The sequence below is a fragment of the Roseovarius pacificus genome (assembly GCF_900142665.1).
GTDB lineage: Bacteria > Pseudomonadota > Alphaproteobacteria > Rhodobacterales > Rhodobacteraceae > Roseovarius > Roseovarius pacificus.
Genome location: NZ_FRBR01000011.1, coordinates 1 through 24712, shown reverse-complemented (window position 1 = coordinate 24712; position 24712 = coordinate 1). Strand labels below are relative to the sequence as shown.

Genomic DNA, 24712 nt, shown 5'->3' with positions numbered 1-24712 from the left:
GAACCTTGGCAGGGCCGCTGCGTTGACAGAACACAACCAGGATTGGAGAGGTATCAGATGATACGTAAACGCATTTCCCTTCTGTCACTGATCGCCCTGGCCGCAGTAGCGGCATGTGAAACCGTCAAGGGCGCGGGGCAGGATATCGAGAACGCAGGTGAGGCTGTCAGCGAAGCGGCCGAAGATGCCGAAGAATAACAACGCGCCATGCCGACCCCGCTTGCCGGGGTCGGCGGACATCAGACCAGGGCGGCGATCCCGCTCACGGCGGCTGCCGCAACAAGCATACCGGTGAGAGCCAGCAGACCGTCGCCGGCAAGCATGCCGGCAGCCAGGATCACAATCACCGCTCCCAGTATGGATGACGTCAAAGGTACAAGTTCCAGCAGCGGGATGATCAGCCCGAGCGTGAAACACAGCCCTTGCGGCAGGATTGAAAAAGGTGGTGTGACCAACCCGGTCAGACGTTGCCGCGTGATACAGTCGAGCCAGCGGGCAGGCAGGCGAAACCAGTGTATGATCCTGTGCACCCGCGCGCTGCTCAGGCTTGTGCGCCGCATCCAGCCCGGCAGCCATAGTTTCGGGCGGCGTAGCATCATCTGTGCCGACACCGTAGCAATCAGTATCCCACAGATCGATGTGAATCCGGGGACGCCACTCAGCGGCGACACCAGCGCCAGCGCCGGAAGCATCAGGAGCGGCGTGTAACCCGCGTGCCCGATTGCATCCACGACATCGCCAAGGCGCGTCCGATCCGCACTCAGAGTGGTTTCGATCTTGTCGACGACCGCCCTTGCCCCGCTTTGCGGAGTGCTCGCTGTTTTTGTTTCGGTCTCCATGTCAGGCCAACCTTCGTATCGTTCTCTGGTTCCCGGGCATGTGTCGGACAAACGGCCATATCACGTCTACAGGCGTGGGAATGCCCACTGGGTGACTGGATCGAAAATATGCTATTATGTTGATAAAAAACAAAGAAATTGTCTTTCTCCCTGTTTTGTCTGCGCCTGCTGGGAACCAAAGGCGGCAGCGGGCGTTGGTGCCTCACAAGCGGAAGAGCCGGGCACTACGCACAATCGGCGATTCCGCAAAGTACAGAGAAGGAGACTGTCATGAAACGTCTTTTGAGCACCACATTTTGCGCAGGTCTGGCCCTTGCCGCCGTTGCTGCCCCGCTTGTCGCCGAGGAAAAAACCCTGTCCGCCGTCGAGGTCAAAACTGACCTGAGCGCTTTTGAGAACAGTAACGCGCTCGAGTTCTGGCCTACCCTGTCAGAAGATATCGGACAGGCGATCGCCTCGGAACTGACGATCGACGATCAGTCCAAGGAGCCGCGCATCGTGGTCTCGATCAACAAGGTTGCGATCAATGGTGAAACCACCCTGCCGGATACGGGTGAATTCAACCAGCTCGAGGGCACTGTCACCATGTTTCCCGCCCGAGGAGCGGACAATAGCGAGACGAGCAATTCCTCATCGGCCACGGGGAGTTACGCGCTCAAGGTCAGCGCGACCTCGGGTGAAGTTGACGTTCCCGAAAACTGGATCGTCATTCCGCCCTCGCAGGATGATTTCTATGAAGCCCTGACCAATGCCTACGCAATGGAAGTCGTGGAGCGGATCGAAGACTAACAAGAACCGCTTTCGGCTCATCATGGCCCGCCGCGTCCCTCCCGCGCGGCGGGCTTTCTTTTTGGGACAAATGGTTCTGTATTGATTGATACTGATTTTGAAAACAGGGGCGTTCAGCAGCACGATCCTGTTTGAACAAGGTGTTCTCCGTACTTCTTGAGCCCGGCGTCCGGGCTTTGTTTTTTCCGGCCTCGCGGAGGACAGAAGCCCAGGGATCGCAGATGCGACAATCAAAGGACTTGTGCCGATGACACCGGCGGTGAAGATCGTCGGGTTCCGATCTTGGCACAGCAATTGCGGTTTCGGCCTGAGATGAACCGTTACTTCTCGTCAGAGAGGTCGACATTGGAGGAGATTTAGAAGATGCAACAAGAAACAGTTGGTCAAACTGTCGATCGACGGCAAAGCTCGCGGGCGGTGCCTGACGAGCCACTGGTCGTATTCGAAGGCGTTTCCAAGTCCTTTGGCAAGTTGCAGGCCGTTCGTGACATTTCACTGTCGGTCCATGAGGGCGAATTCCTGACACTCGTCGGTCCCTCGGGATGCGGTAAGTCTACGTTGCTTAACATGACCGCGGGCCTGTTTCCCCCGACGGAAGGGTCGGTAACCTATCGCGGTACGCCGGTAGAGCCGTACAATCACAGAGTCGGCTACATGACCCAAAGCGACCACCTGCTGCACTGGCGGACGGTGGCCAAGAACATCGCCGTTCCACTGGAAATCGCCAAGATGTCGCGTGGTGAAATCAAGGACAGGGTCGATGAGCTTTTGGAGCTTGTCGGTTTGGCGGGCTTTGGAGAAAACTATCCCAACCAATTGTCGGGCGGTATGCGCAAGCGTTGTGCCCTGGCGCGGTTGCTGGCCTATGATCCCGAGACTTTGCTTTTCGACGAACCGTTTGCAGCGCTGGATGCGCAGCTGCGTCTGCGAATGCAGATGGAAATCCGCCGGATTGTCGCTCAACTGAACAAGACTGTCCTGTTCGTGACACACGATCTGGATGAGGCTGTCTCACTGGCGGACCGGTGTGTCGTCTTTTCGGGCCGTCCCGGCACGATCAGCGAGGTTCTGGATATCCCGCTGCCGGCGGAACGCGATCTGTTCAGCATCAGGCACAATCAGAAATACGCCGAACTGACCGCCCGTCTTTGGGATGAAATGGCGCCGGCGAACGAAGAAGGGGAGAACTGAGTTATGAAGATGATACTTGCAAGGCTGGGTATTCTGGCCGCTTTCCTGCTGTTTTGGGAGCTTGCCTCGGGACGGTTGATTCAAAAATATCTCGTCAGTTCGCCGTCGGACATCGCGGTCACGTTCTGGAACTGGCTGCTTGATGGCCGGATTCTGTTCCATGCGGGAATTACCGCATTCGAAGCAGTCGCGGGTTTTCTGCTGGGGGCGTTCGTGGGTATGTCGATCGGGCTGGTGCTGGGGCGGGCGGAAAAACTGGCCGAACTGCTGAACCCTTTCATTATGGCCTTCTACAGTATTCCCAAGATCGCACTGGCGCCGTTGTTCATCATCTGGTTCGGGATCGGGATCGAGATGAAGATCCTGTTGACTGCGACCATCGTGTTTTTCCTTGTGTTCCTTAATACTTACACAGGGGTGCGCAGCGTCAGCCCCGAATTGGTCAACATCATGCGCCTCATGGGCGCGAACGAGCGTGACGTGATGCGCAAGGTGGTGTTGCCCTCCGCCATCGTCTGGGTCTTTACCGGTTTACGTCTGTCGGTGCCCTACGCGATGATCGGCGCAATCGTCGGCGAGATGATCGCGGCCAATCGTGGCCTTGGTTATTTGCTGTCACACGCATCGAGTCAGTTCAACACGGCAGGTGTATTTGCGGCGCTTGTTGCGATCATCACCATGTCGGTTCTGTTGAACATGGCAGTCAGTTTTCTGGCGCGGGTGGCGATGCCATGGGAAAAAGCCCAGGAGGGGCGCGAGATCTCGATCTAGGCCGGTTATCCCGGTTGCACTTGTGGGGCATGTCGCGTGATGTCGCGACATGCCCCATCGTGTTGGTGCTGAGATGTAAATTGGCACGCAAATTGCGTAGCTTTCCAGACGAGAACAGGATCCCCTCCGCATGATGCCGCATCCAGGAGGGGCGCCAAGGGCGCGCGATCCCATGTTGTGGCACCAGATATTAACAGGACCGGGCGGTTTCGGACCTGATCCGGCGGAGGAGAAGCAAATGAGTTTCAAGGAAATCACCTACGAAGAAGACGGTCCGATCGGGATCATCACGCTGAACCGCCCTGATGACGGCAACATGTTCACCGAGACCATGTGCCACGAGATCCGCGATTGCATCGAGGGTATCCGGCGTGAAACCCGGACGCGCGTTGTTGTTCTGACAGGTGCGGGTGATCGGTTTTTCTGCATCGGTGGCCGCAAGGACGGGATGGAAGACACCAAGCTTTATGCCGGGGTTCTGCCAACGCTGGAAATGTACGAGGCCATCGACAAGCTCCAGAAGCCGGTGATCGCCAGCGTGAATGGCTTTGCCGTGGGTGGCGGCAACGTCTTGCAGATGGTTTGCGACGTCACGATTGCCAAGGAAAGCGCAGTGTTCCGTCAGGTCGGCCCGATGATGGGATCGTTCGATGCCGGGTATGGCACCTGGTATCTCGAGGATCTCGTGGGCAAGAAACGTGCCAAGGACATCTGGTACACCAACCCCAAGATCAAGGCGGACGAGGCACAGCGCATCGGGCTGATCAATCGTGTCGCCCCCGATGACCAACTGAAAGAAAAGACAAAGGAATACGCGCTGGAGATCGCCGAGCGCGGGGCCTTTGCGCTGGCCTCGATCAAGGGGGCATTCAATGCCCGCCACGGTGGTGTGGGCGGGCTGTCGCGCGTCACCCATGACCTGTTGCTTAGCCAGTACCTCGGTACTGAGGAGCAGAAGGAACTGAACGCGAGCTTCGGCGAACGCCGCAAGCCGGACCCGTCGAAGATCGGTGGCTGAGGGGGATACGATGAGACCGATTCTGACGCTGCACGATCCCGGTTCGGCCCAGGCTTATTATCAGGCGGGTCACTGGCAGACGGATACGTTCTATAGCCTGGTGGCAGATCACGCCGCTCAGCGCCCGGATGCTCCGGCGCTGCGGGATGGCAGGCAGATGCTTGACTGGCGCAGCCTCAAGGCGCGGGTCGATGCGCTGGCCGACAATATGGCCGATCGCGGGCTTGTCGCCGGTGACCGCATGTCGATCTGGTTGTCGGACAAGGCCGAAGCGATCATCGCCTTTCTGGCCTGTTCGCGCGAAGGCATTGCCTGCAACCCGTCGCTGCACCGCACCTATACCTGTGCCGAGATCGTGGATCTGCTGACCGAATTGCAAAGCAAGGCCTTGCTCACCGAACCGGGTTGGGGCGCCGACCGCGACAGTCAGGATTTCGACGCGATGCTGGCGGAGTTGCCTTTTCTGAAAAAGGTCTACAAGGCCGACGATCTGCCCAAGCACATCACACGGGTTGACTACGCCGCGCATTCGAACCCCGACAGCGTGGCCTATCTGGCCTTTACTTCGGGCACCACGGGCAAGCCCAAATGCGTCATGCATTCCTGCAACACACTGCTGGCGAATGCCCGCGATCTCGTCAATGACTGGGCGCTGGACGAACAGGCCGTGATCCTGACGCTCAGCCCGCTGTCGCATCATATCGCCTGGGTGGCGGCGGCACAGTGGCTGGTCAGCGGTGGGCAGTTCGTTACCGGCGATGCGCCCGCAGGCATGGATCGTTTCGAGTGGATCGTCGAGAGCGGTGCAACCTATGTGCTGGGCGTTCCGACACATGCCATGGATATCCTGGCCGCGCAGAAAAAGGCGGGGGCAGGGCGGATCGGGCAGGTTCAGACCTTCTATATGGCCGGGGCGCCGATCCCCGAAGTCGTGGCGCGCGGTTTCCTGGATCAGGGGATTGCCCCGCAGAATGTCTATGGGATGACCGAATGTTCGTCGCACCAGTACACCCATCCGGGCGATTCCATCGAAGTGCTGATGCAGACCTGCGGCCGGGGCGGTCCGGCTTACGATACCCGGATATGGGACCCCGAAAATCCTGATCGGGAATTGCCGCGCGGGCAGTCCGGTGAAATCGGCGGGCGTGGCGCCGCAATGATGCTGGGCTATTACGCCAATCAGATGGCGACCGAGAGAACGTTCAATCAGCACGGCTATCTTTTGTCCGGCGATCTGGGGTCGTTCGACCGGCACGGCAATCTGCGGGTCGAGGGCCGGATCAAGGATCTGATCATCCGCGGTGGTCATAATATCTATCCCTCGCAAATCGAAGCCTGTGTGCTGACGCACCCGCGCGTCGAGAAGGCGGCGGCCTTCGGCATCGCTGATGAACGGCTGGGCGAGAAAGTGTGCCTTGCGGTAATCGGAGATCTGACCGCCGAGGAAACCCTGGCGCATCTGGCGCGAGAGGGGTTGTCCAAATTCGACATGCCCGAATGGTTCATCTCGGTCGAGGATTTGCCTTTGACCGCCAGCGGCAAGGTGCTCAAGCGGGAACTGACCCAGATGGTGCAGCGCCAGGAGCTTTGCCCTGAGGCCGTTCGCTACAAGGAGAAGACGTGATGACCGTAGAACTGGAACGGACCGGCGATTGCGCCGTGTTGCGCCTGAACCGTCCCGAGGCGCTGAATGCGCTGAGTTTCGACATTATCCGCGGCATCGGGGCCGCCTTTGACGAGGTGGCGGCGATGCAAGGCGTGCGCGCCCTGCTGATCACTGGCGCGGGCGAGAAATCGTTTTGTGCCGGGGCCGATATCAAGGAATTGCGCAACCGTCCGCTGATGGACCAGTTGCGCGGCGCCGAACTGGGCCAGTCGGTCTTTGCCAAACTGGATACGCTGCCGGTGCCATCCGTGGCGCTCGTGAACGGCTATGCCTTTGGCGGCGGTGCCGAGCTGGCGATGGCCTGTACCTTCCGGCTGGCCTCGGCCAATGCGATTTTTGGCTTGCCGGAAATCAAACTGGGGCTGATCCCCGGTTATGGCGGAACCCAACGCCTGCCGCGTCTCGTCGGCGAGGGCAGGGCGCTTGAGATCATCATGACCGGGCGCAACGTCAAGGCCGACGAAGCCGAACGTATCGGTCTGGTCAATGCGGTGGTCGAGGGCGATCTGATGGAGGCCGGGCTGGACTTTGCCGGACGTTTCACGCGGTACAGCCTTCCGGCATTGGGATTCGCCCGCCGCGCCGTGCAGAGGGCCACCGACCTGCCGCTGGCAGAGGGGTTGCGTGTCGAGGCCGATCTTTCGACGCTCGCCTATCGTACCGAGGATGCCGAAGAGGGCATGGCCGCCTTCGAAGAAAAACGCAAACCGGAGTTCAAGGATGGCTAAAGGGCAAATCGTCGTAACCGGAGCGTCCAAGGGGATCGGCGCGTCCATTGCTGCCGAGTTGGAAAATCGTGGCTATTCTATCGTGTGTTTGTCGCGCTCTGGCAGCGGTCCGGTGGGCCATCAGGTCGCTTGTGACATGACCGATGAAGGCGCGGTCAAAGCGGCCTTTGCCGAAATCGCCGCGCGCGGGCCAGTCACCGGCCTTGTGAACAATGCAGGCGTGCATATCGGTGGCCCGATTTCGGGGCTGACGGTGGAGAGTTTCGACAAGACCATCGCGCTCAATACCACTGCCGTCATGGTGGCGGCCCGCGAGATTTATCCGCATCTGTGTACCAATGGCGGCGGTACCATCGTCAATATCGGCTCGTTCTTCGACAAGCTGGGCGTGCCTGACAATCTTGCCTATTGCGCCTCCAAGGCGGCGGTTGCCGCGATGACGCGCTGCATGGCGGTGGAATGGGCGGGCGATGGCATTCGCGTGATGAATGTGGCACCGGGCTATATCGAAACCGACCTCAATCGTGATTTCCTCGCCCGCGAGAAGGTCAAGGCATGGATGGCGCAGCGCATCCCGACCGGTGCACCGGGTCAGCCCGAAGACGTTGCCCGGCTGGTAGCCGCCATATTCAGCGAACAGATCGGTTTTCTGACCGGTGAAACCATCTACATCGACGGCGGGCAAGGGATGAATCACTGATGAATATGTATGAACGCGTCCTCCAGTCTCGCAAATGGGATGACGACGAACAAGCGATCCTCGATCAGGTGCAGCGGATGACCGACGACGTCATCGCGCCGAACGCCGAACATATCGACGCTACCGGCGAATTTCCCTGGAAGAATGTCGAGGCGATCAATTCGCTCGGTCTGAATGCGGTTTTCGTTCCCGAAGAATATGGCGGGATGCCGATGCGCTTCCGGCTTTATCTCGAGATCGTGTCGATCATCTCCGAGGCCTGCGCCTCGACCGGGATCATCTATGCCACGAATTACCACGGCATGAAGCCGCTGATCGAATACGGCAACGACGAACAGCGTGCGCGGCTGCTCCCATGTATTGCCGAGGGCGGGTTGGGTGCGCTTGCAATCACCGAACCCACCGCCGGATCGGATGCCACCGGCATGAAAACGTCCTTCACGCCGGATGGGGACGATATCGTTCTGAAAGGCAACAAGATTTTCATTTCCAACGGCGATGTGGCCGACCGTTACCTGGTGTTCGGCAAGTGGTCAGAGATCGAAGACCCGAAGAAAGCGATTTCTGCCCTGATCCTCGAAAAGGGTACCGAAGGGTTCAGCGTCATCTCGAAAGAAAAGAAGATGGGGCATAACGGTTCGTCCACCTGCGCGCTGGCCTTTGACAATGTGCGCGTGCCGCGGGCCAATCTGCTTTGCGACCCCGGTGACGGGCTGAAAATCCTGCTCGGGTCGCTCAACCGGTCGCGCCCGTCCGTTGCTGCCCATGCGCTTGGGATCGCCCGTGCGGCCTTCAAGGACATGGTGGCCTATGGCAACGAACGCGTGCAGAGCGGCAAGAAGGTCCTTGAATTCCAAGGCAACCAGTTCACGCTGGCCGATCTCGCGGGCGAGCTGTTGATGGTCGAGAAATGGCTCGATTACGTGGCCGATCTGGTCGATAGCGGCGAGTCCGATTTCGGCATGGAGGCCTCTCTCGCCAAGCTGCGTGCATCTGACCTGGCGATGAAGATGACCACCGAATGTGTGCAGTTCCATGGTGGCTATGGCTATTGCCGCGACTATCGCGCGGAACGGCTGATGCGCGATGCCAAGATCACCCAGATCTGGGAAGGAACCAACCAGGTTCACCGCCAACTTATCGGACGGAGTTTTATTCAAAAATGACGCATATCAGAAAAGTCGCCATCTGCGGGGCAGGGGGTACAATGGGTGCCGGCATAGCAATCGTCGCGGCACGTGGCGGGTACGAAACCCTGTGTTTCGACATGTCGGACGAGGCGCTGAAGCGCCAGCGCGGGAGTGCCGAAAAGTTTTTTGGCAAATCGGTTGAGAAAGGCCGGATGAGCCAGGACGATGCCGACGCCACGCTGGCCCGGATGACCGATACCACCGATCTGAACGATCTGGCCGAGTGCGACCTGATCATCGAAGCGATTTTCGAGGATCTCGACGTCAAGAAGGAGTTGTTCGGCAAGCTGAACGGCATCTGCAAGGACGAGACGATCTTTGCCTCCAACACCTCGACGCTGTCAATCACCGAGATTGCAGGCGGCTCGGGCCGGGACGATCGTGTCGTGGGTATGCATTTTTGCCTGCCTGCGCAGGTGATGAAGCTGATCGAGATGTCGCGCGGCATCAACACCTCGGACGAGACGTTCCAGACCGCCTGGGCCTGGACAGAGGCCTGCAAACAGATCCCTGTGGAAACCCAGGACAAACCGGGCTTTATCCTCAACGCGCTTCTGGTGCCCTTCAACAACGATGTGATCCGCGCGATCGAGGCCGGGCTTTGTACGCCCGAGGATATCGACATCGCGATCAAGTCGGGGTTGGGCTATAAAATGGGTCCCTGCACGTTGCTTGACCTGATCGGGCTCGATACGCAGGTGCGTTTGGGCGAGGCGTTCTATCCGATCACGCTGGACAAGCGCGCCGCCGTTCCGCCGCTGTGCCGCCGTATGGTTGCGGCGGGCAAGCTCGGCAACAAATCGGGGCAGGGGCTGTTGACCGGCCTGACCTCGGAAAAGGCCAGCGAGGCGCCCGGTTTCACCGTGGTGAGCGCAAACGAAAGCCGCTCTTTCCCTGAAGGTATGGACAGAGGGGTCGCGAACGGCGATGTTACGATCCATCTGGGTGGCGGATATGTCGAAGACACTTCGAAAACGGCTGTTCTGGTTGAGCTCGACACCGAATGCCTTGGCGTTCATACGGGCGAGGACATGGGCCGTGAAGGCTCGAACGCGGTGGGTTTCGCCCGCTATCGGAACGGCAACGATGCGCCCTCGAACCTGATCGAACTGGTGCGCCAGCCCAATACCACGCCCGAGGCGCTGGCCGCAGCGCGAGCGGTATTCGAAGTGGCGGGATTTGACGTGGTCGTCTGCGCCGATCAGCCGGGCCGGATCGTGGATCGGCTGGTTCGTCCCAAATACAATGACGCGCTGCGCTTCCTTGACGAAGGGCTTGCCACCGCCGAAGACATGGACAAGACCTGCTGCATGGGGCTGGGTTATCCCGACGGCCCAATCGAGCGCGTGACCCGTGGCGGGCTGGCGCGGCATTACGACATGTCAGCGGCCATTCAGGCGGCGACCGGGGATATCGCTTATCACCCGGCGCGGCGGGCTTATGTGGCCAAACAACGCGAGGGCGCAGCGTAAGGCCGAGCTTATCTTTTCAGGGTCGCATACTTGACGTGTTGGCACACACGCGGCGGTTCCGTCGTCTGGCGCATTCGCCGATGCGATGATCGAATTGCAGGCGATGCGCGCAGAAGGCAAGATGGTGCTCAGAGTCGCGTCACAAGCGGCTGTGCCGGACGGATCGGTCCAACAACGGTTCGTCCGGGCGCAGCATGGTGGCGTCCCTCCGGGATGAGAGGAGCCGCGCATGGAACTGCGCCATATCAGATATTTCGTGGCCGCCGCTGAGCAGTTGCATTTCGGTCGGGCTGCCGACGTGCTGTCGGTGACGCGGCCTGCCGTATCGCAGACCATCGCCGATCTCGAAACTGAACTTGGCGTCAAGCTGTTTGAACGCGAAGCGCAGAAAGTCGTGCTGACCACGGCGGGCGAGACCTTTCTGAAACACGGGCGCACCATTCTGGAGGATGTTACCAAGGCGGTTCAGATGACGAAGCGGGTAGGCGAGGGCAAGCTGGGCCTGCTGACCATCGGATACGGGTCGCTCGGTCTGCGCCATCCGCTTTTCCGCGAGGCAATCAAGCAGATGGGGGTGCGTTATCCCGATACGGACCTGACGCTGACGGAAACGCCCAGCACCACGCAAATGGAAGAGGTGCGATCCGGCAAGATCGACGCCGGTTTCGTTTATGTGGCGCAGGATTCTCCGGACAGCACCATGCCGATCCCGCATTCGGATGCGATCGGGGAACTCAATTCCATGGTGCTCGAAGAAGGCGGGATCGGCATTGCCCTGCCTCGAGACCACCCATTGGCGGGAAATGACGGGCTGGATCTCGCGGATTTCGAGCGCGAGGGGTTCATTGTTGTCGGGCCTTCTATGGCCAATGCCTATTTTCCGTTTCGTCCGCGGATCGTGCAGCAGGTTTCCAATATCAACACGCAGATCAACCTGATTTCGGTCGGGATGGGTGTAGGTCTGGTGGTGGTCTCGCCCAGCCTCATCTATCCTGATGATATCCATGTCATGCCACTGAAGAACATCAACTATCACAGCCAGTTCAGGCTGATCTGGCAACGCGGATCGCAAGATCCGCTTTTGCAGAACTTCGTGGCCACGGTCAGGGAGCTGTCGGTGGATCGCTGACATCACGAGGCAGGAACAGAAGCAGGCTTTATCTTGAGACATGCGCGAAAAACAAGCCGGACGATCCCGTTCATGGCCGAACCTGTTCCTGAATACGGGCGGGTGGAGGTCTGCGCCGAAGGCGTGCAGCGTGTCGTTGCCGATAATCCGGGTATCATGACCTATCACGGAACGAACACCTATCTGGTCGAAGCCGAAGGCGGAACGATTGTCATTGATCCGGGTCCGGACTTGCCGGCACATGTCGATGCCATCATGGCAGCGACCGGGGGACGCATCGGCGCGATCCTGGTCAGTCATGGGCATGGCGATCATGTCGGGGCGGCCAATGCTTTGCGTGAGGCCTCGGATGCGCCGATCCATGCCTCACCCCTGCCGCCTGTGGGGTCTGCCGTCAATGCCGATGTCTCGCTAGAGAATGGAGGCCGTATCGGTGATCTGATAGCCGTGGCCACGCCCGGCCATACACGGGACCATTTCTGTTTCATGCGACCATCCGACGGGATTTTCTTTAGCGGGGACCACATCATGACATGGTCCAGCAGCATCGTATCGCCGACCCAGGGCAACATGGCGGATTACATGCAAAGCCTTCGGGAAACGATAGCGCGGGACGATCAGGTTCTGCTTCCGGCGCATGGGCCAGTCATGCAGGGCCCGAAGACCTATTGCGCGGCATTGCTGGATCTGCGCATCCGGCGCGAAAACGCCATTCTGGAGGCATTGGCAAGCGGACCCAAGGATCTCGTCGGGCTGGTTCAGCGGATTTATCCGCACCAGACCCACGAAAAATCCATCTGGGCCGCCGGACAGAACCTTATGGCGCATATGGAAAAGCTGCTGTCCGACGGTCGTGTCGTTACTGATGAAGACGATGCATGGCGGTTGGTGGAATGACCGGCTGCTTTGCGTTCAGGCGTTGATGCAGAGCACGTCGACCAGTTCCCCGACTTGTTGAAGGTCTTCGAGCCGCCAGATCGTGTCGGCCACCTGTGCGGCGTTGTCACCCAGGCTTGCGGGCCAGAGCGTATTCAGCTTGCGCATCAGCGCGTCGTCGCTCATCGGGTTCTCGGCATGTCCGGTGGGTTGGATGGTTTCGGCATGGATTACCGCCCCGTCCACTGTCTCGACCGTGATTTTTGATCTGGCTTCCTTGGGATATTGCGCCGAGAACGCCTCGGACGGTTTTACCTCGATCTTCTTGAGAAAGGCGAGCAGGCCACTGTCCGAAAGGCGTTCGGCGCGATAATCGTCGGCCCGCAGGTTGCCGGTGCTCAGGACAGTGCCCACCACGAAGGGAATACTGTGATCTGCGGTTTCGCGGTTGGGGGGCGCCCATCGGCTTGGATCGTTTCCCATCATGCGAAAGGCCGTGTCATAGGTTTCGACCGTGACCGCCCGGATGTCTTCGGGGGCTGCCTTGCCGGCCAGTGACATGGCCGCGTCGACAGCGGACTGGCCATGATAGCAGACCGGATAGGCCTTCAGATGTGTATTGAGTAATCGCTGCGGCGTACCGCCTGCTTGCGCAAACTCGAAAGCGCCGACAATGTCCTTGAACCCGGTCGGTCCGTCGAAAACCCCGCTCGGCCCGGTGAGGCCCGTGGCGGCCAGTTCTGCGGCGAAGGTGCCATTGCGCGCCCCGTTCGGGCCTGCCAGCGCCTTCCAGTCCGACAGTGCGCCCTGTCGCACGTTGTAAAGACTGACATTCGCAGTCAACGCCAACGCCAGGGCATGGCCCGTTGGTTCTGCATCGAGGTTCAGGATGCGGCTTGCCCCCGCCGCCGCGCCCAGGGCGGCACCGGTGGATTGATCGACGGCGGATTTCTGAAAGGCCACCGCATCACACAACCCGCCATAGACCTCGTAGGCGGCCACAATGGCGGCAATCAGTGTTTTACCACTCGCTCCCGTCGCCTCGGCCAGGGCCACGAGGGCGGGGATCATATCGCTGGGATGACCTGCCGCCTTGCTAAGGATCGTGTCGCTGAGGTCGAGATAGCGCACCATTGTGCCATTCGCCAAACCCGCCAGATCGGTGGTGCTGGGTGCGCCGGTGAACCAGACACGCGCCGGGGCCGTCGCGCGCTGCCGGTCTGCAAATTCACGCATCCTCGCGGAAAGCGGATAGTCAAAGGCCCCGGCAGCACAAGCGACGCTGTCGAGCAGGCGGCGCTTGGTCTCGTGTATGACGGTTTCCGACAGGGTCTCGAAACGGATGGCTGCGACACGTTCAGCAAGGTCGCGCGTGGTCTGATCCATAAGACGATCCTTTGCGGATTTCAGGTAAGCAGGCGCATGATTTCAGTTGCGTCGTCGGCGTTTTCGAGGTCGCGGATCAGGGCGACGGCGCGGTCGACTCGATCCGCCGGAACCGGGTTGATCGAGAAGGATACCGCCTCACGGAACTTCTGCTCGATATAGGTCCAGTCCATCGGTGCCTCGGATTCGCCGGGCACGTTATCGCCGATCTGCTCGAAGGTCTGACCGTCATTCGTGGTGACGGTGATCCGCCCGAAGGGCAGGCGGGCCGCCCAGTTGCCAGACGGGTCCGGCTGGGCGGTGATCTTTTCCGCGACGGCCAGGACCTCGGGGTTGGTCAGGGCGTCTTCGGTGAAATCGGCCAGCCCGACCGTGCCGCGAACCGCCGCGACCGCGACGCAGTAGGGAATGCTGAACTTGGCATCGACGGGCACTTTGGGTGCGCGCCGGTCCTCGATAGGGGTGCACAGCCGTTCCTGAAAATCGCCGACATGCACGACGATCTTTTCGATATCGTTCGGCGTCAGGTTCCGCTCGGCCATCAGCCGGGCCATCGCATGGATATAGGAATGGGTCAGCCCGCAAGAGGGCCATGCCTTGAACTGAACCGCGTGGCCGGTGAAGTCCTGTCCCAGCCCGGCTAGTATACCGTTGCGGTCATAGACCCCGTCCAGATAGGTCTGGAAAAATCCCGCTGGCCCTTCCAGCATGCTGCCCGGCCCGACGATATCCCGTTCGGCCATCAACGCGGCAAGAGTGGCCTGCTTGGATACGAACCCCGCATACATGCCACGCAGCTCGCTTCCGGTGCCATAGGCCAGTTCCATCGTTCCCGACGCCTGATTGCCGGCGATGCCAAGGGCGCTGACCGTCTGCGCATGGTTCAGCCCCATCACCCGCGCCGCAGCGGCGGCAGCGGAAAAGACCCCCACGATGGTCGTCAGGTGCCAGTCCTGTTTCCATGTCACGTTCCGGCGGATGCGCAGAAACATGTCGTGGCCGATGGCGGTAGCGGCGATCATCTCTTTGCCGGACAGGGTGCCGCGACGCTCTGCCAGCGCAAAGGTCGCCGGTACGATGGAACTGCTCGGATGGTGGCCCTCGGGTGCGTGATCGTCGAAATCCAGGCAATGCGCCATGGCGCCATTCACGAAGGCCGCGTTGAGCGCCGGAACCTTGCCGCCGAACCCGAGGATCGAGGCCTCTTCCCGGCCGCTCATTTCCAGGGTCAGATCGGTAATGGCCCTGACCTTGGGTGTAAGCGAACTGGCCGCGATCATGACGCCGATCGTATCCATGATGCTTTGTTTGGCGCGGTCGCGGGACGCTTCGTCGATATCCTCGAAACGCGTGCCGACAGTGATCCGCGCGAAATCCTCGGCGATGTCCTGACGTGCTTTGGTGGCCGGTGTCTTCGGTTGCAAGGTGGTGCTCATTGGGGTTCCTCAGGCTTGGCGGCGTTTATACAGCATTTTGACTTCCATTTGCTGTACGGTTTCGCCCTTCTGGTTCTTGAATTCCCGCTTCATTTCGACGACGCCCTTGTCGGGTTTGCTGGTTTCGTTCTTGGCCGTCACCGTCAGTTCCGCATGGATCGTGTCGCCATGGAAAACAGGTTTAAGCATCCGCCAGCCATTGATTTCCAGCAGTGCGATCAATGTGCCGTCATTGATCCCCGCGGCATATTGCAACCCGCCGACGATGGAATAGACCAGCGGACCGTGGGCGATGGGTTCGCCGAACTGGGTTTCCTTGCAGTATTCCCAATTGGTGTGGACCTCGTTGAAATCGCCGGTCAGGCAGGCGAAATTCACGATATCGGTCGAGGTGACGGTGCGCTTGGGCGTGTGGATCACCTCACCAACTTCGAAATCTTCCCAGTATTTGCCTCGGACAGGTGCGTTCATAACGGTTTCCTCGTGTTTGTTTTGTATCTTGGGGCGGCCACGGCGCGAGCCGCGTGGATCATGGCCGTGACCGATGGTGCATCAGACCAGTTCGAACTGCGGCAGGATCTCCCCGTCCTTGTCGGGTTGGAAGGTGACCTTCACCTTATCGCCGACCGCAACATCGAGGGCGTTGTCGCCCACAAGGTTCGTCAGCATCCGCGGGCCTTCTTCAACGGCAATGGCGGCCACGACATAGGGCACCTTGTCGCGAAAATCCGGCAGAGGAGCTCGGCGAACGATGGTGAAACTTTCGACCTCGCCGCGGCCAGCGCTTTGCGTCCAGTCGAGTTCGGCCTTCCAACAGCTTTCGCAATGGTGGCGCGGCGGAAACTGGACATGGCCACAGTCACGGCATTTCTGGAACACCAGCCGCCCTTCCTTTGCTGCTTGCCAGTATTCAAGAGAGTCGCCGTTGGCGTAGCGGAAGTGATCGCTCATTTGTGGTTCTCCTGCAAAGTCGGCGCCCTGCGAAAGCGCGTGTAATCCGGTACATGAAGGCGCAAATCTCATGCCAATTGTTTAATTGCCGGCCGTTGGCCTCAACAAAGTTTCAACCCGGCCCGCATTTCCCTGCGGCGCTGTGCCGAAGATGGGATGCGCAGCATATCGCGGTATTTCGCGACCGTGCGCCGGGCGATCTCGATACCCTCGTCGCGCAGGGCCGAAACGATGGTGTCGTCTGACATCACCGTCTTGGGTGTCTCTGTCTCGATCAACTGGCGAATTTTCTGACGCACCGTTTCGGCGGATTGCTCTTCACTGCCTGCCGTGGCGTTGATGGAGTTCGAAAAGAAATATTTCAGTTCGAACATTCCATGCGACGTCAGCATATGCCTGTGTGCGATGGCGCGGCAGACCGTCGATTGATGGACGCCAACCGCTTCTGCAACATCCTTGAGCCCAAGCGGCCGCAGGTGTTCGGGGCCGTGTCGCAAAAACTGTTCCTGGCGTTTCGCGATCTCGGTCGCAACTTTGAGGACAGTCTGAGCACGTTGGTCGAGATTCCTGACAAGCCAGTTCGCGTTGCTCATGCAGTCCACAACAAACCGTTTGTCTTCGGCATTGCGGGCCTTCCCCGAGATTTCTGCATAATATTGCCGATCGACAAGCACGCGGGGCAACAGATCGGTGTTGAGTTCAACATGTATGCTTCCGTCGGTATCGCGATCTACGACGACATCCGGCAGGGCGGGAAGCGTTGGCTCGGTATCAAACTGACGGCCCGGTTTCGGATCGAGCGAACGGATGTCCTTGGCCATGCCGACCACGTCTTCCGGGCTGGTGCCAATGGTTCTTGAAAGTTTGGTGATCTCGAACCGCGCCAGCATGTCGAGATTGTCGAGCAGCTTGTCCATCGCCCAAGTCATCATGCCCCGCTCGTCGAGTTGCAGGCGGAGGCATTCCGCCAGATCACGTGCGCCTACACCCGCCGGATCGAACCCTTGCACGATTCTGAGAACGTTTTCGACCTGGCTTTCATCGGCTCCTATGATGTCGGACAAAACCGCGAGGTTCATTCGCAGGTATCCGTCTTCGTCGATATGTTCGACCACGTCCGCCGCGATTGCACGCTCCGCCGGGTCCCGGAAACTCAGGGCAACCTGTTGAAGCAGATGCTCACGCAGGGTGACGCTTGCGCTGCAAGTAGCTTCGGCAAGGTCAACCCAGTCTTCGGTGCGGCGGGGGCTGTGCTGACGGCCTTGCCGCTGGATTGGCGGTTGGGGCGCGGTGGGAGCGATTTTTTCGTTTGAGTGATGCATCTCGCAGGGATTGTTGCCCGGAGCGTTGGGTGTGTCCGTGGGCAAGCTTGGCAAAGTGACCTCGATCAACGGATTTCGATCAGCCTGATCTTCGAGATAGGACGCCAGTTCCGAATGACTGTACTGAAGGATGCTCAGCGACTGGATCGCTTGTGCCGAGATCTGCTGGCTCTGCCGCTGCTGAAGTCCGATATTGCGTTCAATTAACATAACAGGTCTCCCCTCCTGTTTTAGTCACTCGTGGGGCTTTGCGGGCACTCTCCGAGGGCCGCAAAGCCCCATAGCCCGGCCTCATCGGGGCCGTACTCTGAAAAGTTCCGGGTGCGGGTGATGTCGGTCCGGTGCTGATGGTGCGGCTGACGTCGCTGCATCTGTGTCTGAAATTCGAGACAGAACGCTGTGATTTCGTCCTCATTGCACTCACACAGCGGTGGACATTCCGGCGAATGTCGGAAACAAAGACACAATCTTTGTAAGAGAGATCGTCATGACGCAGTCTTCGTCCTTCAAATCTCATACCGGTGCCATTTTGATCGGCGAGGACGGGCGCATTCTGTCGGCGCTCGGAATCGGCAGCGATCCCCGGATCAAGGCCATGGTCAGCGATTCCGAATGGATCGAGCAGGCCAGGGAAAAGCGGATGTTTCCCGTTCTTCTGGCAGAAGAAAGCTATGTCGGTCACATCGCTGATGTGGCTGACGGCCATCTTATCCTGCTGTCGGTTCCGCCGGGCGAGAACGTTCTGAACTTCGTGATGAGTGTCGATTTCGCCTATGACATCATCGACCATGTCCTGACCGATCCCTATGACGCCATGGCGGTCATCAACGACAAGGCGCATCTGACCTATATCTCGCCCGTTCACGAGAAATTCTTCGGGCTGCGCCCCGGCGAAGGGATTGGCCGGAGGGTTCGTGAAGTGATCGAGAACACGAGGCTGCATCACGTGGTCAAGACCGGCGTCGCCGAGGTTGGCCAGATTCAACGCATGGGCAGCAGCGAGCGCGTTGTCTCGCGCCATCCGATCCGCCGTGACGACAAGGTCGTGGGCGCAATCGGACGGGTCATGTTCAAGGGACCTCAGCAGGTTCAGGCCATGGCACGCCGCATCAATGCGCTGGAAGCGCAGGTCGAAGCGTTCAAGAAGGAAACTCAGGTCTCCTCGAAAGGAGAGGAATTCCTTGATGCGATCATCGGTAAAAGCCCGGCAATCCAGTCCCTGCGCGAACAAATCCGCAAGATCGCACCGCTGGATATCCCGGTCCTCATTCAGGGTGAAAGCGGCACCGGTAAGGAGCTGGTCGCCCGTGCTCTGCACATGCTCAGTCCACGCTCGGATGCGCGCCTGGTGACTGTCAATGCGGCGGCTCTGCCCGAGTCTCTGGTTGAAAGCGAGCTTTTCGGATATGAATCCGGCTCCTTTACCGGCGCCGCCAAGAAGGGCAAACCCGGCAAATTCGAACTGGCCAACAAGGGCACGATCTTTCTCGACGAAATCGGGGACATGCCGCTGGAGGTGCAGTCCAAGCTGTTGCGGGTATTGCAGGACCGCATGGTCGAGCGCGTCGGCGGCGACAAACCCACCCATGTGGATTTCCGGCTGTGCAGCGCGACCAACCGCGACCTGCAGTCCTTCATCGATCAGGGCAAGTTTCGGATGGATCTGTATTACCGGATCAGTCCGATCGTGCTCACGCTGCCGTCGCTGGAAGAACGGCTCGAGGATATTCCCCTGCTGGCCAACCATTTCCTGCGCGAAGTGGCGGGGCAGCTCAACCGTCCGATGCCCGAGGTCGATTACAACGTGAACGAATACCTTATGGAACGGTCCTGGCCCGGAAATATCCGCCAGCTGCGTCATGTGCTGGAGCGGGCCTTTGTTTTCGCGGACGAGGGCCGCCTGACCGTCACGGATTTCGAGGCGCATGCGGCGGAACCGGGGCAGGATGACTCCGATACGGAGTTCGCCTTTGCCGATAACGTACCGGGTGGGAAACTGAAGGATGCGCTTGACGATTTGGAGAGGCGTCTTGTCGAAGATGCGCTGTCGCGTTTCAAGGGCAACAAAAAGAAGGCGGCCGAGTTTCTGGGCGTCTCGCGCTCCCGCCTCTACAAGAAGATGGAGAACTGACGGGATACCCTGCGGACAAATCCGCAGTTTGGCCGGGGCCGGTGATATGTGGGCTGTCAGGGTCACACCCGCTCCAGAGCGACAGAGATACCCTGACCGATGCCGATGCACATTGCGGCCAGATCGACCGCCTGACCCCCCGACAGCGTGCCCGAAAAGCGACCGATCGGAGTGCGGATGTAATCGCAGATAAAGACATCTTTCATCTTGTGCTCCTTACCCGTCGCTCGTGGGCGGCTCCCTGATTGCCAAAGCCCGTAAACGGGATGCAGATGGCGCACCGGTGTTTGAACGCGCCTGACATCAGCGGTTTTGCGTGATATCGGCGCGTTCCGGCACATCGTCTCAGCCTGCCTCAACAAAATTTCGCGTGCGGATCATGCGCGTCGAGAGATAGGTGATGACGGTTTCGCCCTTCTGGTTCACGACGTCATGGCTGGTGACGACAACCCCGCGATCCGGCTTGCTGGTCAGTCGCTTGTGCTTGAGCGTGACCCGATTGGTGATCGTGTCGCCCGCGAAGGCGGGTTTCAGGAATTTCGGCTGAAGTTCCATCAGGAAAATGCCCCGGCGTCTGGTCAGCCCGGCATCTATTACCAGCCCTTCGGCAAGGGAAAGGACGAAGAGTCCGGGCGACATGCGCCCGGAATAGTTCTTGTCTGCGTAGGATCGGTCCGTGAAGGTCGGCGAGGTAAAGCGGCACAGCTCCACGAAGTCGCCAATCATCTCGTCGGTGATCTTCAGCCCCTTGCTTTCGTGGGACCAGTCCTCGGTGTATTCCTCGAAATAGAGCCCGGTTTCCATGGCGGACCTCAATACGACCGGGGCATGCCGAGAACATGCTGGCCGATATAGTTGAGAACCATGTTGGTCGAGATCGGTGCGATCTGGAAAACGCGGTTTTCCCGTACTTTTCGCTCGATGTCGTATTCCACGGCCAGACCGAAGCCGCCATGTGTCTGCTGGCAATGGAAGCCAAGGTCCCATGCCGCTTCGGAGGCCAGCATCTTGGCCATGTTGGCGTTGGCGCCGGTGGCGCTGGCGTCCGCGCCTGTGTCGAACTGTTCGGCGGCTTTCCAGCGCAGGGCGTCGGCGGCCATCAGGTTGGCATATCCACGGGCAATCGGGAACTGAACGCCCTGGTTCTGGCCAATCGGACGCCCGAATATTTCACGCTCCTTGGAGTAGTTCACGGCCTTTTCGATGAACCACTTGCCGTCGCCGACACATTCGGCCGCGATCATGACGCGCTCGGCGTTCAGGCCATCCAGCAGGTAGTAGAATCCCTTGCCTTCCTCGCCGATCAGCGAGTCCTCGGGGATTTCCATGTTATCGTACCAGACCTCATAGGTGTGGTGGTTGAACATCGCCGGGATCTTGCGGGTGGTCAGCTGCTTGGGGTCCACTTCCCGCTTGTCCACGAGGAAGCAGGACAGACCGCGGAACGGTTTGCCTTCGGGGGCTTCGCTGGTCCGGGCGAACACGATGAAATAGTCGGTGTGGTCCATCCGTGAGGTCCAGACTTTCTGACCTTTGATGATCCAGCCCTTGCCGCCACGACGGGCGCGGGTCTGGATTTTTGAGGTATCCGTACCGGCATTGGGTTCGGTGACCGAAAACGATTGCAACCGCACGCTGCCATCGGCGACCTTGGGCAGGATGCCCTTCTTCTGGTCTTCCGACCCGTGACGAGCCAGAATACCCATCATGAAAAGCTGCCCGTGGATCATCGAGCCTGTCCCGCCCGAGCGGTGAATCTCTTCCACGACGACCGAGGCTTCGCGGGCGCCCAGACCCATGCCGCCGTATTCCTCGGGCACCATCACGGCACCGAGCCCGGCCTCCATGGCGACCTTGATGAACTCATGGGGGTAGCCGTCCGTGCGGTCCAGCTCACGATAGTATTCTTCGGGAAACTGCCGGGTTACGTTCTTGGTGGCTTCGAGAACGTCTTTCAGTGTTCCTTCGAGGGGCGGATCAAGTGCGTCCATCATTTTGGTATTCTCCGTTTTGAACTTGGATTGTCAGTCGACTTCGGCCGTCTGCTGCCCAAAGGCACCAGCGTCGGCCAGACGCGCGCGATCCGCCGCGTTGAAGCCGTATTGTTCGAGAATTTCCTGCCGGTGCTGATCGAGTCGCGGCAGGGCTTTCCGGGCGTTCGGATCGGTGAGACGCGTCGGGTCGATCGGCAATTGCAACTCGCCCCCCAGCCCGTCATCGGCCATCTCGAAAGCGCCCCGCATGGCGTAGTAATCATTGGCCATAGTCTCGGGGATGCTGAGAATGCTGGCGATGGGAACGTCCGCTTCTTCGAATATCCGGGTGAGCTCGTCCCTCGTGTGTTGCGAGGTGAAAGCTTCGGTCAGTTCCACTACCTCGGCGGTCCGCGCCGCACGGTCGAGGTAAAGCGCATAGCGCGGATCGGTGCCCAGTTCCGGCTGGCCGATTGCAACGCAGAACTGCCGCCACAATTTGTCATTGTTGACGCCGAGATTGACGAAACCGTCCTTGGCCTTGAACGTGCCATAGGGAACGCCGTTATAGTTGTTCGGGCCCGCCGCTTCCTTCACGCTTTCGTCGGCCACCTGGGTCCGGACGATGGGCGAGCCGACCATCGGCAGCATGCTTTCTGCCAGCGTAATATCCAGGACACGGCCCTTGCCGGTCTTGTCCTGCAATCTGAGCGCCAGAAGCGTAGCAGAATGTGCTGTCATGCCGGCGGCCACATCGCCCAGTGCGAAGCCGCACCAGACCGGATGCCCCTGATGGTCCCGGGCAAGGCCCGTCGATCCCGAAAGCGCTTCGCCGACCATGGCAAGCCCGGCGCGGCCTTCGTACTCGCCCGCGTTCTTGTATCCGAAGCCGCTGATAATCACGACGATCAGATGTGGGAATTCCTCATGCAGGCTGTCGGGGTGAAGCCCCAGCCGCCCTAGGGCGTCAGCACGTACATTCGTGATGAAAATGTTGGCCTCAGCCAACAATTTGCGCATCACTTCGCGACCGGAGCCGTTCTTGAGGTCCAGCGCAATGCTGCGTTTGCCACGGTTGCAGGCCCCGAAATGGCCGGACACCCGATGCGGTCCCAGCTTGCGCGTGGGTTCGCGAGAACGCGACAGTTCCCCTTGCGGTGGCTCGACCTTGATCACCTCCGCGCCCTCATCGGCCATTAGCATCGCGGCATGTGGGGCGGCGACGAGATGAGACAATTCCACAACCTTGACACCGGCAAGCGGTAGCTCCGTCTGGTGTGACGACATTTGGCAAGTCCTCCCAACGTCCGGCAACAGGGCATCGTTTCCCGGGCGTCGCTTCCCCCGGGATCAATGACGATGCGTTCTGGTTAATTGGCCGGAACTTCCTTCCTGGGAATTGGATCGCACTTCGATGACGGTAAAGTAAAGTAATATAAATCGTCTTAATGGTTAGTAAAAGTTACCCATAGGCGTTTTAGCACAAGAATTGCGAGGGATATCGAATTGCAACGCCTTGATGTTCCTGCATATTGGGACAACCGTTTGGCAGACCAAGTAAAACAGGCGCCACGGGAATCCATGGCGCCTGTTCTGCAATATTCACTGATCCCGAAGAGGGTCAGGATGCGTCGGACAAGAAACCCAGCTCCAGCCCTTCCGAGATCAAATCGGCGTCGAGACCCCAATCTGCCAGTGCTTCGGCGGTGTGCTGGCCGGCCTCGACCGGCGGGCGCGACAGGGTGCCCGGCGTTCCCGACAGTCGAGGGGCCGGGGCCGGGTTCTCGACCCCTTCGCGCGCCACCAACATCCCGCGTTCCATATTATGCGGATGAGATCCGGCTTCTTCCAGTTCCAGGACGGGGGACACGCAGGCGTCGGTTCCGTCAAAGATGCTTTCCCACTCCGCACGGGTCTTTTCGCGAAACCTGTCGGCGAAGATCTCTCGTAGCCGGGGCCAGTTCTGGCGGTCGTCCCGTTGTAGCAGGTCTTCCGCATCGAAACCCAGTGTTTCGATCAGGGCCTTGTAAAATCTTGCCTCAATCGCCCCGACAGCCACGAACTTGCTGTCCTTTGTGGCATAGGTGGTATAGAATGGCGCGCCACCATCAAGGATGTTCTGTCCGCGTTCGGCTATGTATTGCCCGAACTGCCGACGGCCATGCGACACGGTCAGAAGGCTGGCGATCCCGTCGATCATGGCGGAATCGACGACCTGTCCCTTGCCTGTCGCCTGCGCCGAGTTGAGGGCGCAAAGCACTCCGAAGGCAAGATAGAGCGCACCGCCGCCGAGATCCCCGACCAGATTCAGCGGCGGAACCGGCGCACCGCCCGGCGGCCCGATCATCGCCAATGCGCCGGTCAGCGCCAGGTAATTGATGTCATGGCCTGCGGTCATCGCCATCGGGCCCTCGCGGCCCCAGCCTGTCGCCCGGCCATAGACCAGCGCCGGATTCGCCTTGAGGCAGGGCTCGGGACCGATTCCCATTCGCTCGGTAACGCCGGGCCGGTATCCTTCCAGCAGGATGTCGGCGGATTTCACGAGGGACATCAGCGCATCCCGGCCACGCGGATGCTTGAGGTCGATCCGGGCCGACCGTTTGTTGCGCCCCCTCAGATCGGCAGAGGCAGCCATGACGATCCCGTCTCCGGTCGGGGCAAGCCGGTCGATGCGCAGCACATCGGCTCCCATGTCACCCAGCAACATGCCGCAGAAAGGTACTGGCCCCATGCCCGCAAGCTCGATGACCCTGACGTTTGAAAGTGCTCCCATCTGCCCGTCCTTTTCCAATTCTCCAAGATGTTCCATTGCTTCTGCCACGCAAAGTCGGTGCCAGTCTCGGGCAGGCGTTTGCTTGGTGCGAATGGCCGTCTTTTTGGTAAATTGAGATGGTGAACCGGCCTTAACGCAAGCATCGCTTGGGCGGCAGAGCCATCGCGGCCACGTTGTCTGGCACGGGATTTGCGCAGTTTCGGGGTGACCAGACGGATATATGCCGTTGCATTTCCGAACACGGTTTGGATGAAACAATCGAAGGAGAGCATGTCAATGAAGGTACTCGTACCTGTCAAGCGCGTGATTGACTACAACGTGAAGGTTCGCGTTAAGGCGGACGGGAGCGGTGTCGATCTGGCGAATGTGAA

The 24712-nt window shown here is 59.6% G+C and carries 24 protein-coding genes and 1 pseudogene; 14 read left to right on the top strand and 11 right to left on the bottom strand.

Going from position 1 to position 24712, the window contains the following annotated elements; all coding sequences use genetic code 11:
* Window positions 1-57 precede the first annotated feature (57 nt).
* Window positions 58-198 carry an entericidin A/B family lipoprotein gene (locus tag BUB53_RS16010; RefSeq protein WP_073035864.1) on the top strand — a complete coding sequence of 47 codons (141 nt, stop codon included), beginning with the start codon at window positions 58-60 and terminating at the stop codon, window positions 196-198.
* Window positions 199-239: 41 nt separating this feature from the next.
* Here BUB53_RS16010 and BUB53_RS16005 read toward each other — a convergent pair whose 3' ends face one another.
* On the bottom strand, window positions 240-839 hold the full coding sequence (locus BUB53_RS16005; RefSeq protein WP_073035862.1) for an exopolysaccharide biosynthesis protein: 600 nt from the start codon (window positions 837-839) through the stop codon (window positions 240-242).
* Window positions 840-1109: 270 nt separating this feature from the next.
* Between BUB53_RS16005 and BUB53_RS16000 the strand changes: the two genes are divergently transcribed.
* The 11 genes from BUB53_RS16000 (at window position 1110) to BUB53_RS15950 (ending at window position 12390) form a co-directional block, all read left to right on the top strand.
* Entirely contained in the window at window positions 1110-1628 is a 519-nt protein-coding gene (locus tag BUB53_RS16000; RefSeq protein WP_073035861.1) for a hypothetical protein, read from the top strand.
* A 363-nt stretch (window positions 1629-1991) separates the two neighbouring features.
* Window positions 1992-2819 carry an ABC transporter ATP-binding protein gene (locus tag BUB53_RS15995; RefSeq protein ID WP_084729219.1) on the top strand — a complete coding sequence of 276 codons (828 nt, stop codon included), beginning with the start codon at window positions 1992-1994 and terminating at the stop codon, window positions 2817-2819.
* A 3-nt stretch (window positions 2820-2822) separates the two neighbouring features.
* A complete protein-coding gene (locus BUB53_RS15990) occupies window positions 2823-3590 on the top strand; it encodes an ABC transporter permease (RefSeq protein WP_200797808.1) in 768 nt (255 codons plus the stop codon).
* A 238-nt stretch (window positions 3591-3828) separates the two neighbouring features.
* Window positions 3829-4608: an enoyl-CoA hydratase-related protein gene (locus BUB53_RS15985; protein WP_073035859.1), complete on the top strand. Its 780-nt coding sequence runs from the start codon at window positions 3829-3831 to the stop codon at window positions 4606-4608.
* 10 nt (window positions 4609-4618) lie between these two features.
* Window positions 4619-6232 carry a class I adenylate-forming enzyme family protein gene (locus BUB53_RS15980; protein ID WP_073035857.1) on the top strand — a complete coding sequence of 538 codons (1614 nt, stop codon included), beginning with the start codon at window positions 4619-4621 and terminating at the stop codon, window positions 6230-6232.
* A complete protein-coding gene (locus BUB53_RS15975) occupies window positions 6232-7002 on the top strand; it encodes an enoyl-CoA hydratase/isomerase family protein (protein ID WP_073035855.1) in 771 nt (256 codons plus the stop codon). The genes BUB53_RS15980 and BUB53_RS15975 overlap by 1 nt, the downstream gene beginning before the upstream one ends.
* Window positions 6995-7702, top strand: a complete 708-nt coding sequence (locus BUB53_RS15970; RefSeq protein ID WP_073035853.1) for an SDR family NAD(P)-dependent oxidoreductase — start codon at window positions 6995-6997, stop codon at window positions 7700-7702. Before BUB53_RS15975 ends, BUB53_RS15970 begins: the two co-directional genes overlap by 8 nt.
* The gene (locus BUB53_RS15965; protein WP_073035851.1) at window positions 7702-8868 is read left to right on the top strand and encodes an acyl-CoA dehydrogenase family protein; all 1167 of its coding nucleotides are present in this window, start codon (window positions 7702-7704) and stop codon (window positions 8866-8868) included. The genes BUB53_RS15970 and BUB53_RS15965 overlap by 1 nt, the downstream gene beginning before the upstream one ends.
* Complete coding sequence (locus BUB53_RS15960) at window positions 8865-10364, top strand: 3-hydroxyacyl-CoA dehydrogenase NAD-binding domain-containing protein (RefSeq protein WP_084729217.1); 1500 nt, start codon at window positions 8865-8867, stop codon at window positions 10362-10364. Before BUB53_RS15965 ends, BUB53_RS15960 begins: the two co-directional genes overlap by 4 nt.
* Before the next feature lie 229 nt (window positions 10365-10593).
* A complete protein-coding gene (locus BUB53_RS15955) occupies window positions 10594-11493 on the top strand; it encodes a LysR family transcriptional regulator (protein ID WP_073035847.1) in 900 nt (299 codons plus the stop codon).
* Window positions 11494-11565: 72 nt separating this feature from the next.
* A complete protein-coding gene (locus BUB53_RS15950; protein ID WP_073035845.1) occupies window positions 11566-12390 on the top strand; it encodes an MBL fold metallo-hydrolase in 825 nt (274 codons plus the stop codon).
* 15 nt (window positions 12391-12405) lie between these two features.
* On the opposite strand, the gene BUB53_RS15945 is transcribed toward BUB53_RS15950, so the two are convergent.
* The 5 genes from BUB53_RS15945 to rpoN form a co-directional block, all read right to left on the bottom strand.
* The gene (locus tag BUB53_RS15945; RefSeq protein WP_073035843.1) at window positions 12406-13755 is read right to left on the bottom strand and encodes an MmgE/PrpD family protein; all 1350 of its coding nucleotides are present in this window, start codon (window positions 13753-13755) and stop codon (window positions 12406-12408) included.
* A 20-nt stretch (window positions 13756-13775) separates the two neighbouring features.
* On the bottom strand, window positions 13776-15191 hold the full coding sequence (locus BUB53_RS15940) for an MmgE/PrpD family protein (protein ID WP_084729215.1): 1416 nt from the start codon (window positions 15189-15191) through the stop codon (window positions 13776-13778).
* A gap of 9 nt (window positions 15192-15200) precedes the next feature.
* Window positions 15201-15662 (bottom strand): MaoC/PaaZ C-terminal domain-containing protein, encoded by a 462-nt coding sequence (locus BUB53_RS15935; RefSeq protein WP_073035842.1) that lies wholly within the window; start codon window positions 15660-15662, stop codon window positions 15201-15203.
* Window positions 15663-15743: 81 nt separating this feature from the next.
* Window positions 15744-16142, bottom strand: coding sequence for a Zn-ribbon domain-containing OB-fold protein (locus BUB53_RS15930; RefSeq protein WP_073035840.1), 399 nt, complete (start codon window positions 16140-16142; stop codon window positions 15744-15746).
* Window positions 16143-16243: 101 nt separating this feature from the next.
* Window positions 16244-17674, bottom strand: coding sequence for an RNA polymerase factor sigma-54 (rpoN, locus tag BUB53_RS15925; protein ID WP_073035838.1), 1431 nt, complete (start codon window positions 17672-17674; stop codon window positions 16244-16246).
* A gap of 277 nt (window positions 17675-17951) precedes the next feature.
* On the opposite strand from rpoN, the gene BUB53_RS15920 reads away from it, so the two are divergent.
* Complete coding sequence (locus tag BUB53_RS15920) at window positions 17952-19595, top strand: sigma-54 interaction domain-containing protein (protein ID WP_073035836.1); 1644 nt, start codon at window positions 17952-17954, stop codon at window positions 19593-19595.
* Between the two features lie 62 nt (window positions 19596-19657).
* Here the strand turns inward: BUB53_RS15920 and BUB53_RS22800 are convergent, their stop codons facing one another.
* The 5 genes from BUB53_RS22800 to BUB53_RS15900 all read right to left on the bottom strand — a co-directional run bounded on the left by BUB53_RS22800 (window position 19658) and on the right by BUB53_RS15900 (window position 24341).
* Window positions 19658-19801 (bottom strand): hypothetical protein, encoded by a 144-nt coding sequence (locus BUB53_RS22800; protein ID WP_159437847.1) that lies wholly within the window; start codon window positions 19799-19801, stop codon window positions 19658-19660.
* A 139-nt stretch (window positions 19802-19940) separates the two neighbouring features.
* Window positions 19941-20399, bottom strand: a complete 459-nt coding sequence (locus BUB53_RS15915) for a MaoC family dehydratase (protein ID WP_073035834.1) — start codon at window positions 20397-20399, stop codon at window positions 19941-19943.
* Between the two features lie 8 nt (window positions 20400-20407).
* Complete coding sequence (locus BUB53_RS15910; protein ID WP_073035833.1) at window positions 20408-21589, bottom strand: acyl-CoA dehydrogenase family protein; 1182 nt, start codon at window positions 21587-21589, stop codon at window positions 20408-20410.
* 30 nt (window positions 21590-21619) lie between these two features.
* Entirely contained in the window at window positions 21620-22855 is a 1236-nt protein-coding gene (locus tag BUB53_RS15905) for a CaiB/BaiF CoA transferase family protein (protein WP_073035831.1), read from the bottom strand.
* A 334-nt stretch (window positions 22856-23189) separates the two neighbouring features.
* On the bottom strand, window positions 23190-24341 hold the full coding sequence (locus BUB53_RS15900; RefSeq protein ID WP_073036077.1) for a CaiB/BaiF CoA transferase family protein: 1152 nt from the start codon (window positions 24339-24341) through the stop codon (window positions 23190-23192).
* 276 nt (window positions 24342-24617) lie between these two features.
* Here BUB53_RS15900 and BUB53_RS22545 point away from each other — a divergent pair.
* Window positions 24618-24712: pseudogene (locus BUB53_RS22545) on the top strand (electron transfer flavoprotein subunit beta/FixA family protein); the annotation flags it as partial.

What these genes read in the sequence shown, in the direction of transcription:
- BUB53_RS16010 (WP_073035864.1), top strand. Translation starts at nt 58, where the DNA reads ATGATACGTAAACGCATTTCCCTTCTGTCACTGATCGCCCTGGCCGCA.
- BUB53_RS16005 (WP_073035862.1), bottom strand. Translation starts at nt 839, where the DNA reads ATGGAGACCGAAACAAAAACAGCGAGCACTCCGCAAAGCGGGGCAAGG.
- BUB53_RS16000 (WP_073035861.1), top strand. Translation starts at nt 1,110, where the DNA reads ATGAAACGTCTTTTGAGCACCACATTTTGCGCAGGTCTGGCCCTTGCC.
- BUB53_RS15995 (WP_084729219.1), top strand. Translation starts at nt 1,992, where the DNA reads ATGCAACAAGAAACAGTTGGTCAAACTGTCGATCGACGGCAAAGCTCG.
- BUB53_RS15990 (WP_200797808.1), top strand. Translation starts at nt 2,823, where the DNA reads ATGAAGATGATACTTGCAAGGCTGGGTATTCTGGCCGCTTTCCTGCTG.
- BUB53_RS15985 (WP_073035859.1), top strand. Translation starts at nt 3,829, where the DNA reads ATGAGTTTCAAGGAAATCACCTACGAAGAAGACGGTCCGATCGGGATC.
- BUB53_RS15980 (WP_073035857.1), top strand. Translation starts at nt 4,619, where the DNA reads ATGAGACCGATTCTGACGCTGCACGATCCCGGTTCGGCCCAGGCTTAT.
- BUB53_RS15975 (WP_073035855.1), top strand. Translation starts at nt 6,232, where the DNA reads ATGACCGTAGAACTGGAACGGACCGGCGATTGCGCCGTGTTGCGCCTG.
- BUB53_RS15970 (WP_073035853.1), top strand. Translation starts at nt 6,995, where the DNA reads ATGGCTAAAGGGCAAATCGTCGTAACCGGAGCGTCCAAGGGGATCGGC.
- BUB53_RS15965 (WP_073035851.1), top strand. Translation starts at nt 7,702, where the DNA reads ATGAATATGTATGAACGCGTCCTCCAGTCTCGCAAATGGGATGACGAC.
- BUB53_RS15960 (WP_084729217.1), top strand. Translation starts at nt 8,865, where the DNA reads ATGACGCATATCAGAAAAGTCGCCATCTGCGGGGCAGGGGGTACAATG.
- BUB53_RS15955 (WP_073035847.1), top strand. Translation starts at nt 10,594, where the DNA reads ATGGAACTGCGCCATATCAGATATTTCGTGGCCGCCGCTGAGCAGTTG.
- BUB53_RS15950 (WP_073035845.1), top strand. Translation starts at nt 11,566, where the DNA reads ATGGCCGAACCTGTTCCTGAATACGGGCGGGTGGAGGTCTGCGCCGAA.
- BUB53_RS15945 (WP_073035843.1), bottom strand. Translation starts at nt 13,755, where the DNA reads ATGGATCAGACCACGCGCGACCTTGCTGAACGTGTCGCAGCCATCCGT.
- BUB53_RS15940 (WP_084729215.1), bottom strand. Translation starts at nt 15,191, where the DNA reads ATGAGCACCACCTTGCAACCGAAGACACCGGCCACCAAAGCACGTCAG.
- BUB53_RS15935 (WP_073035842.1), bottom strand. Translation starts at nt 15,662, where the DNA reads ATGAACGCACCTGTCCGAGGCAAATACTGGGAAGATTTCGAAGTTGGT.
- BUB53_RS15930 (WP_073035840.1), bottom strand. Translation starts at nt 16,142, where the DNA reads ATGAGCGATCACTTCCGCTACGCCAACGGCGACTCTCTTGAATACTGG.
- rpoN (WP_073035838.1), bottom strand. Translation starts at nt 17,674, where the DNA reads ATGTTAATTGAACGCAATATCGGACTTCAGCAGCGGCAGAGCCAGCAG.
- BUB53_RS15920 (WP_073035836.1), top strand. Translation starts at nt 17,952, where the DNA reads ATGACGCAGTCTTCGTCCTTCAAATCTCATACCGGTGCCATTTTGATC.
- BUB53_RS22800 (WP_159437847.1), bottom strand. Translation starts at nt 19,801, where the DNA reads ATGAAAGATGTCTTTATCTGCGATTACATCCGCACTCCGATCGGTCGC.
- BUB53_RS15915 (WP_073035834.1), bottom strand. Translation starts at nt 20,399, where the DNA reads ATGGAAACCGGGCTCTATTTCGAGGAATACACCGAGGACTGGTCCCAC.
- BUB53_RS15910 (WP_073035833.1), bottom strand. Translation starts at nt 21,589, where the DNA reads ATGATGGACGCACTTGATCCGCCCCTCGAAGGAACACTGAAAGACGTT.
- BUB53_RS15905 (WP_073035831.1), bottom strand. Translation starts at nt 22,855, where the DNA reads ATGTCGTCACACCAGACGGAGCTACCGCTTGCCGGTGTCAAGGTTGTG.
- BUB53_RS15900 (WP_073036077.1), bottom strand. Translation starts at nt 24,341, where the DNA reads ATGGGAGCACTTTCAAACGTCAGGGTCATCGAGCTTGCGGGCATGGGG.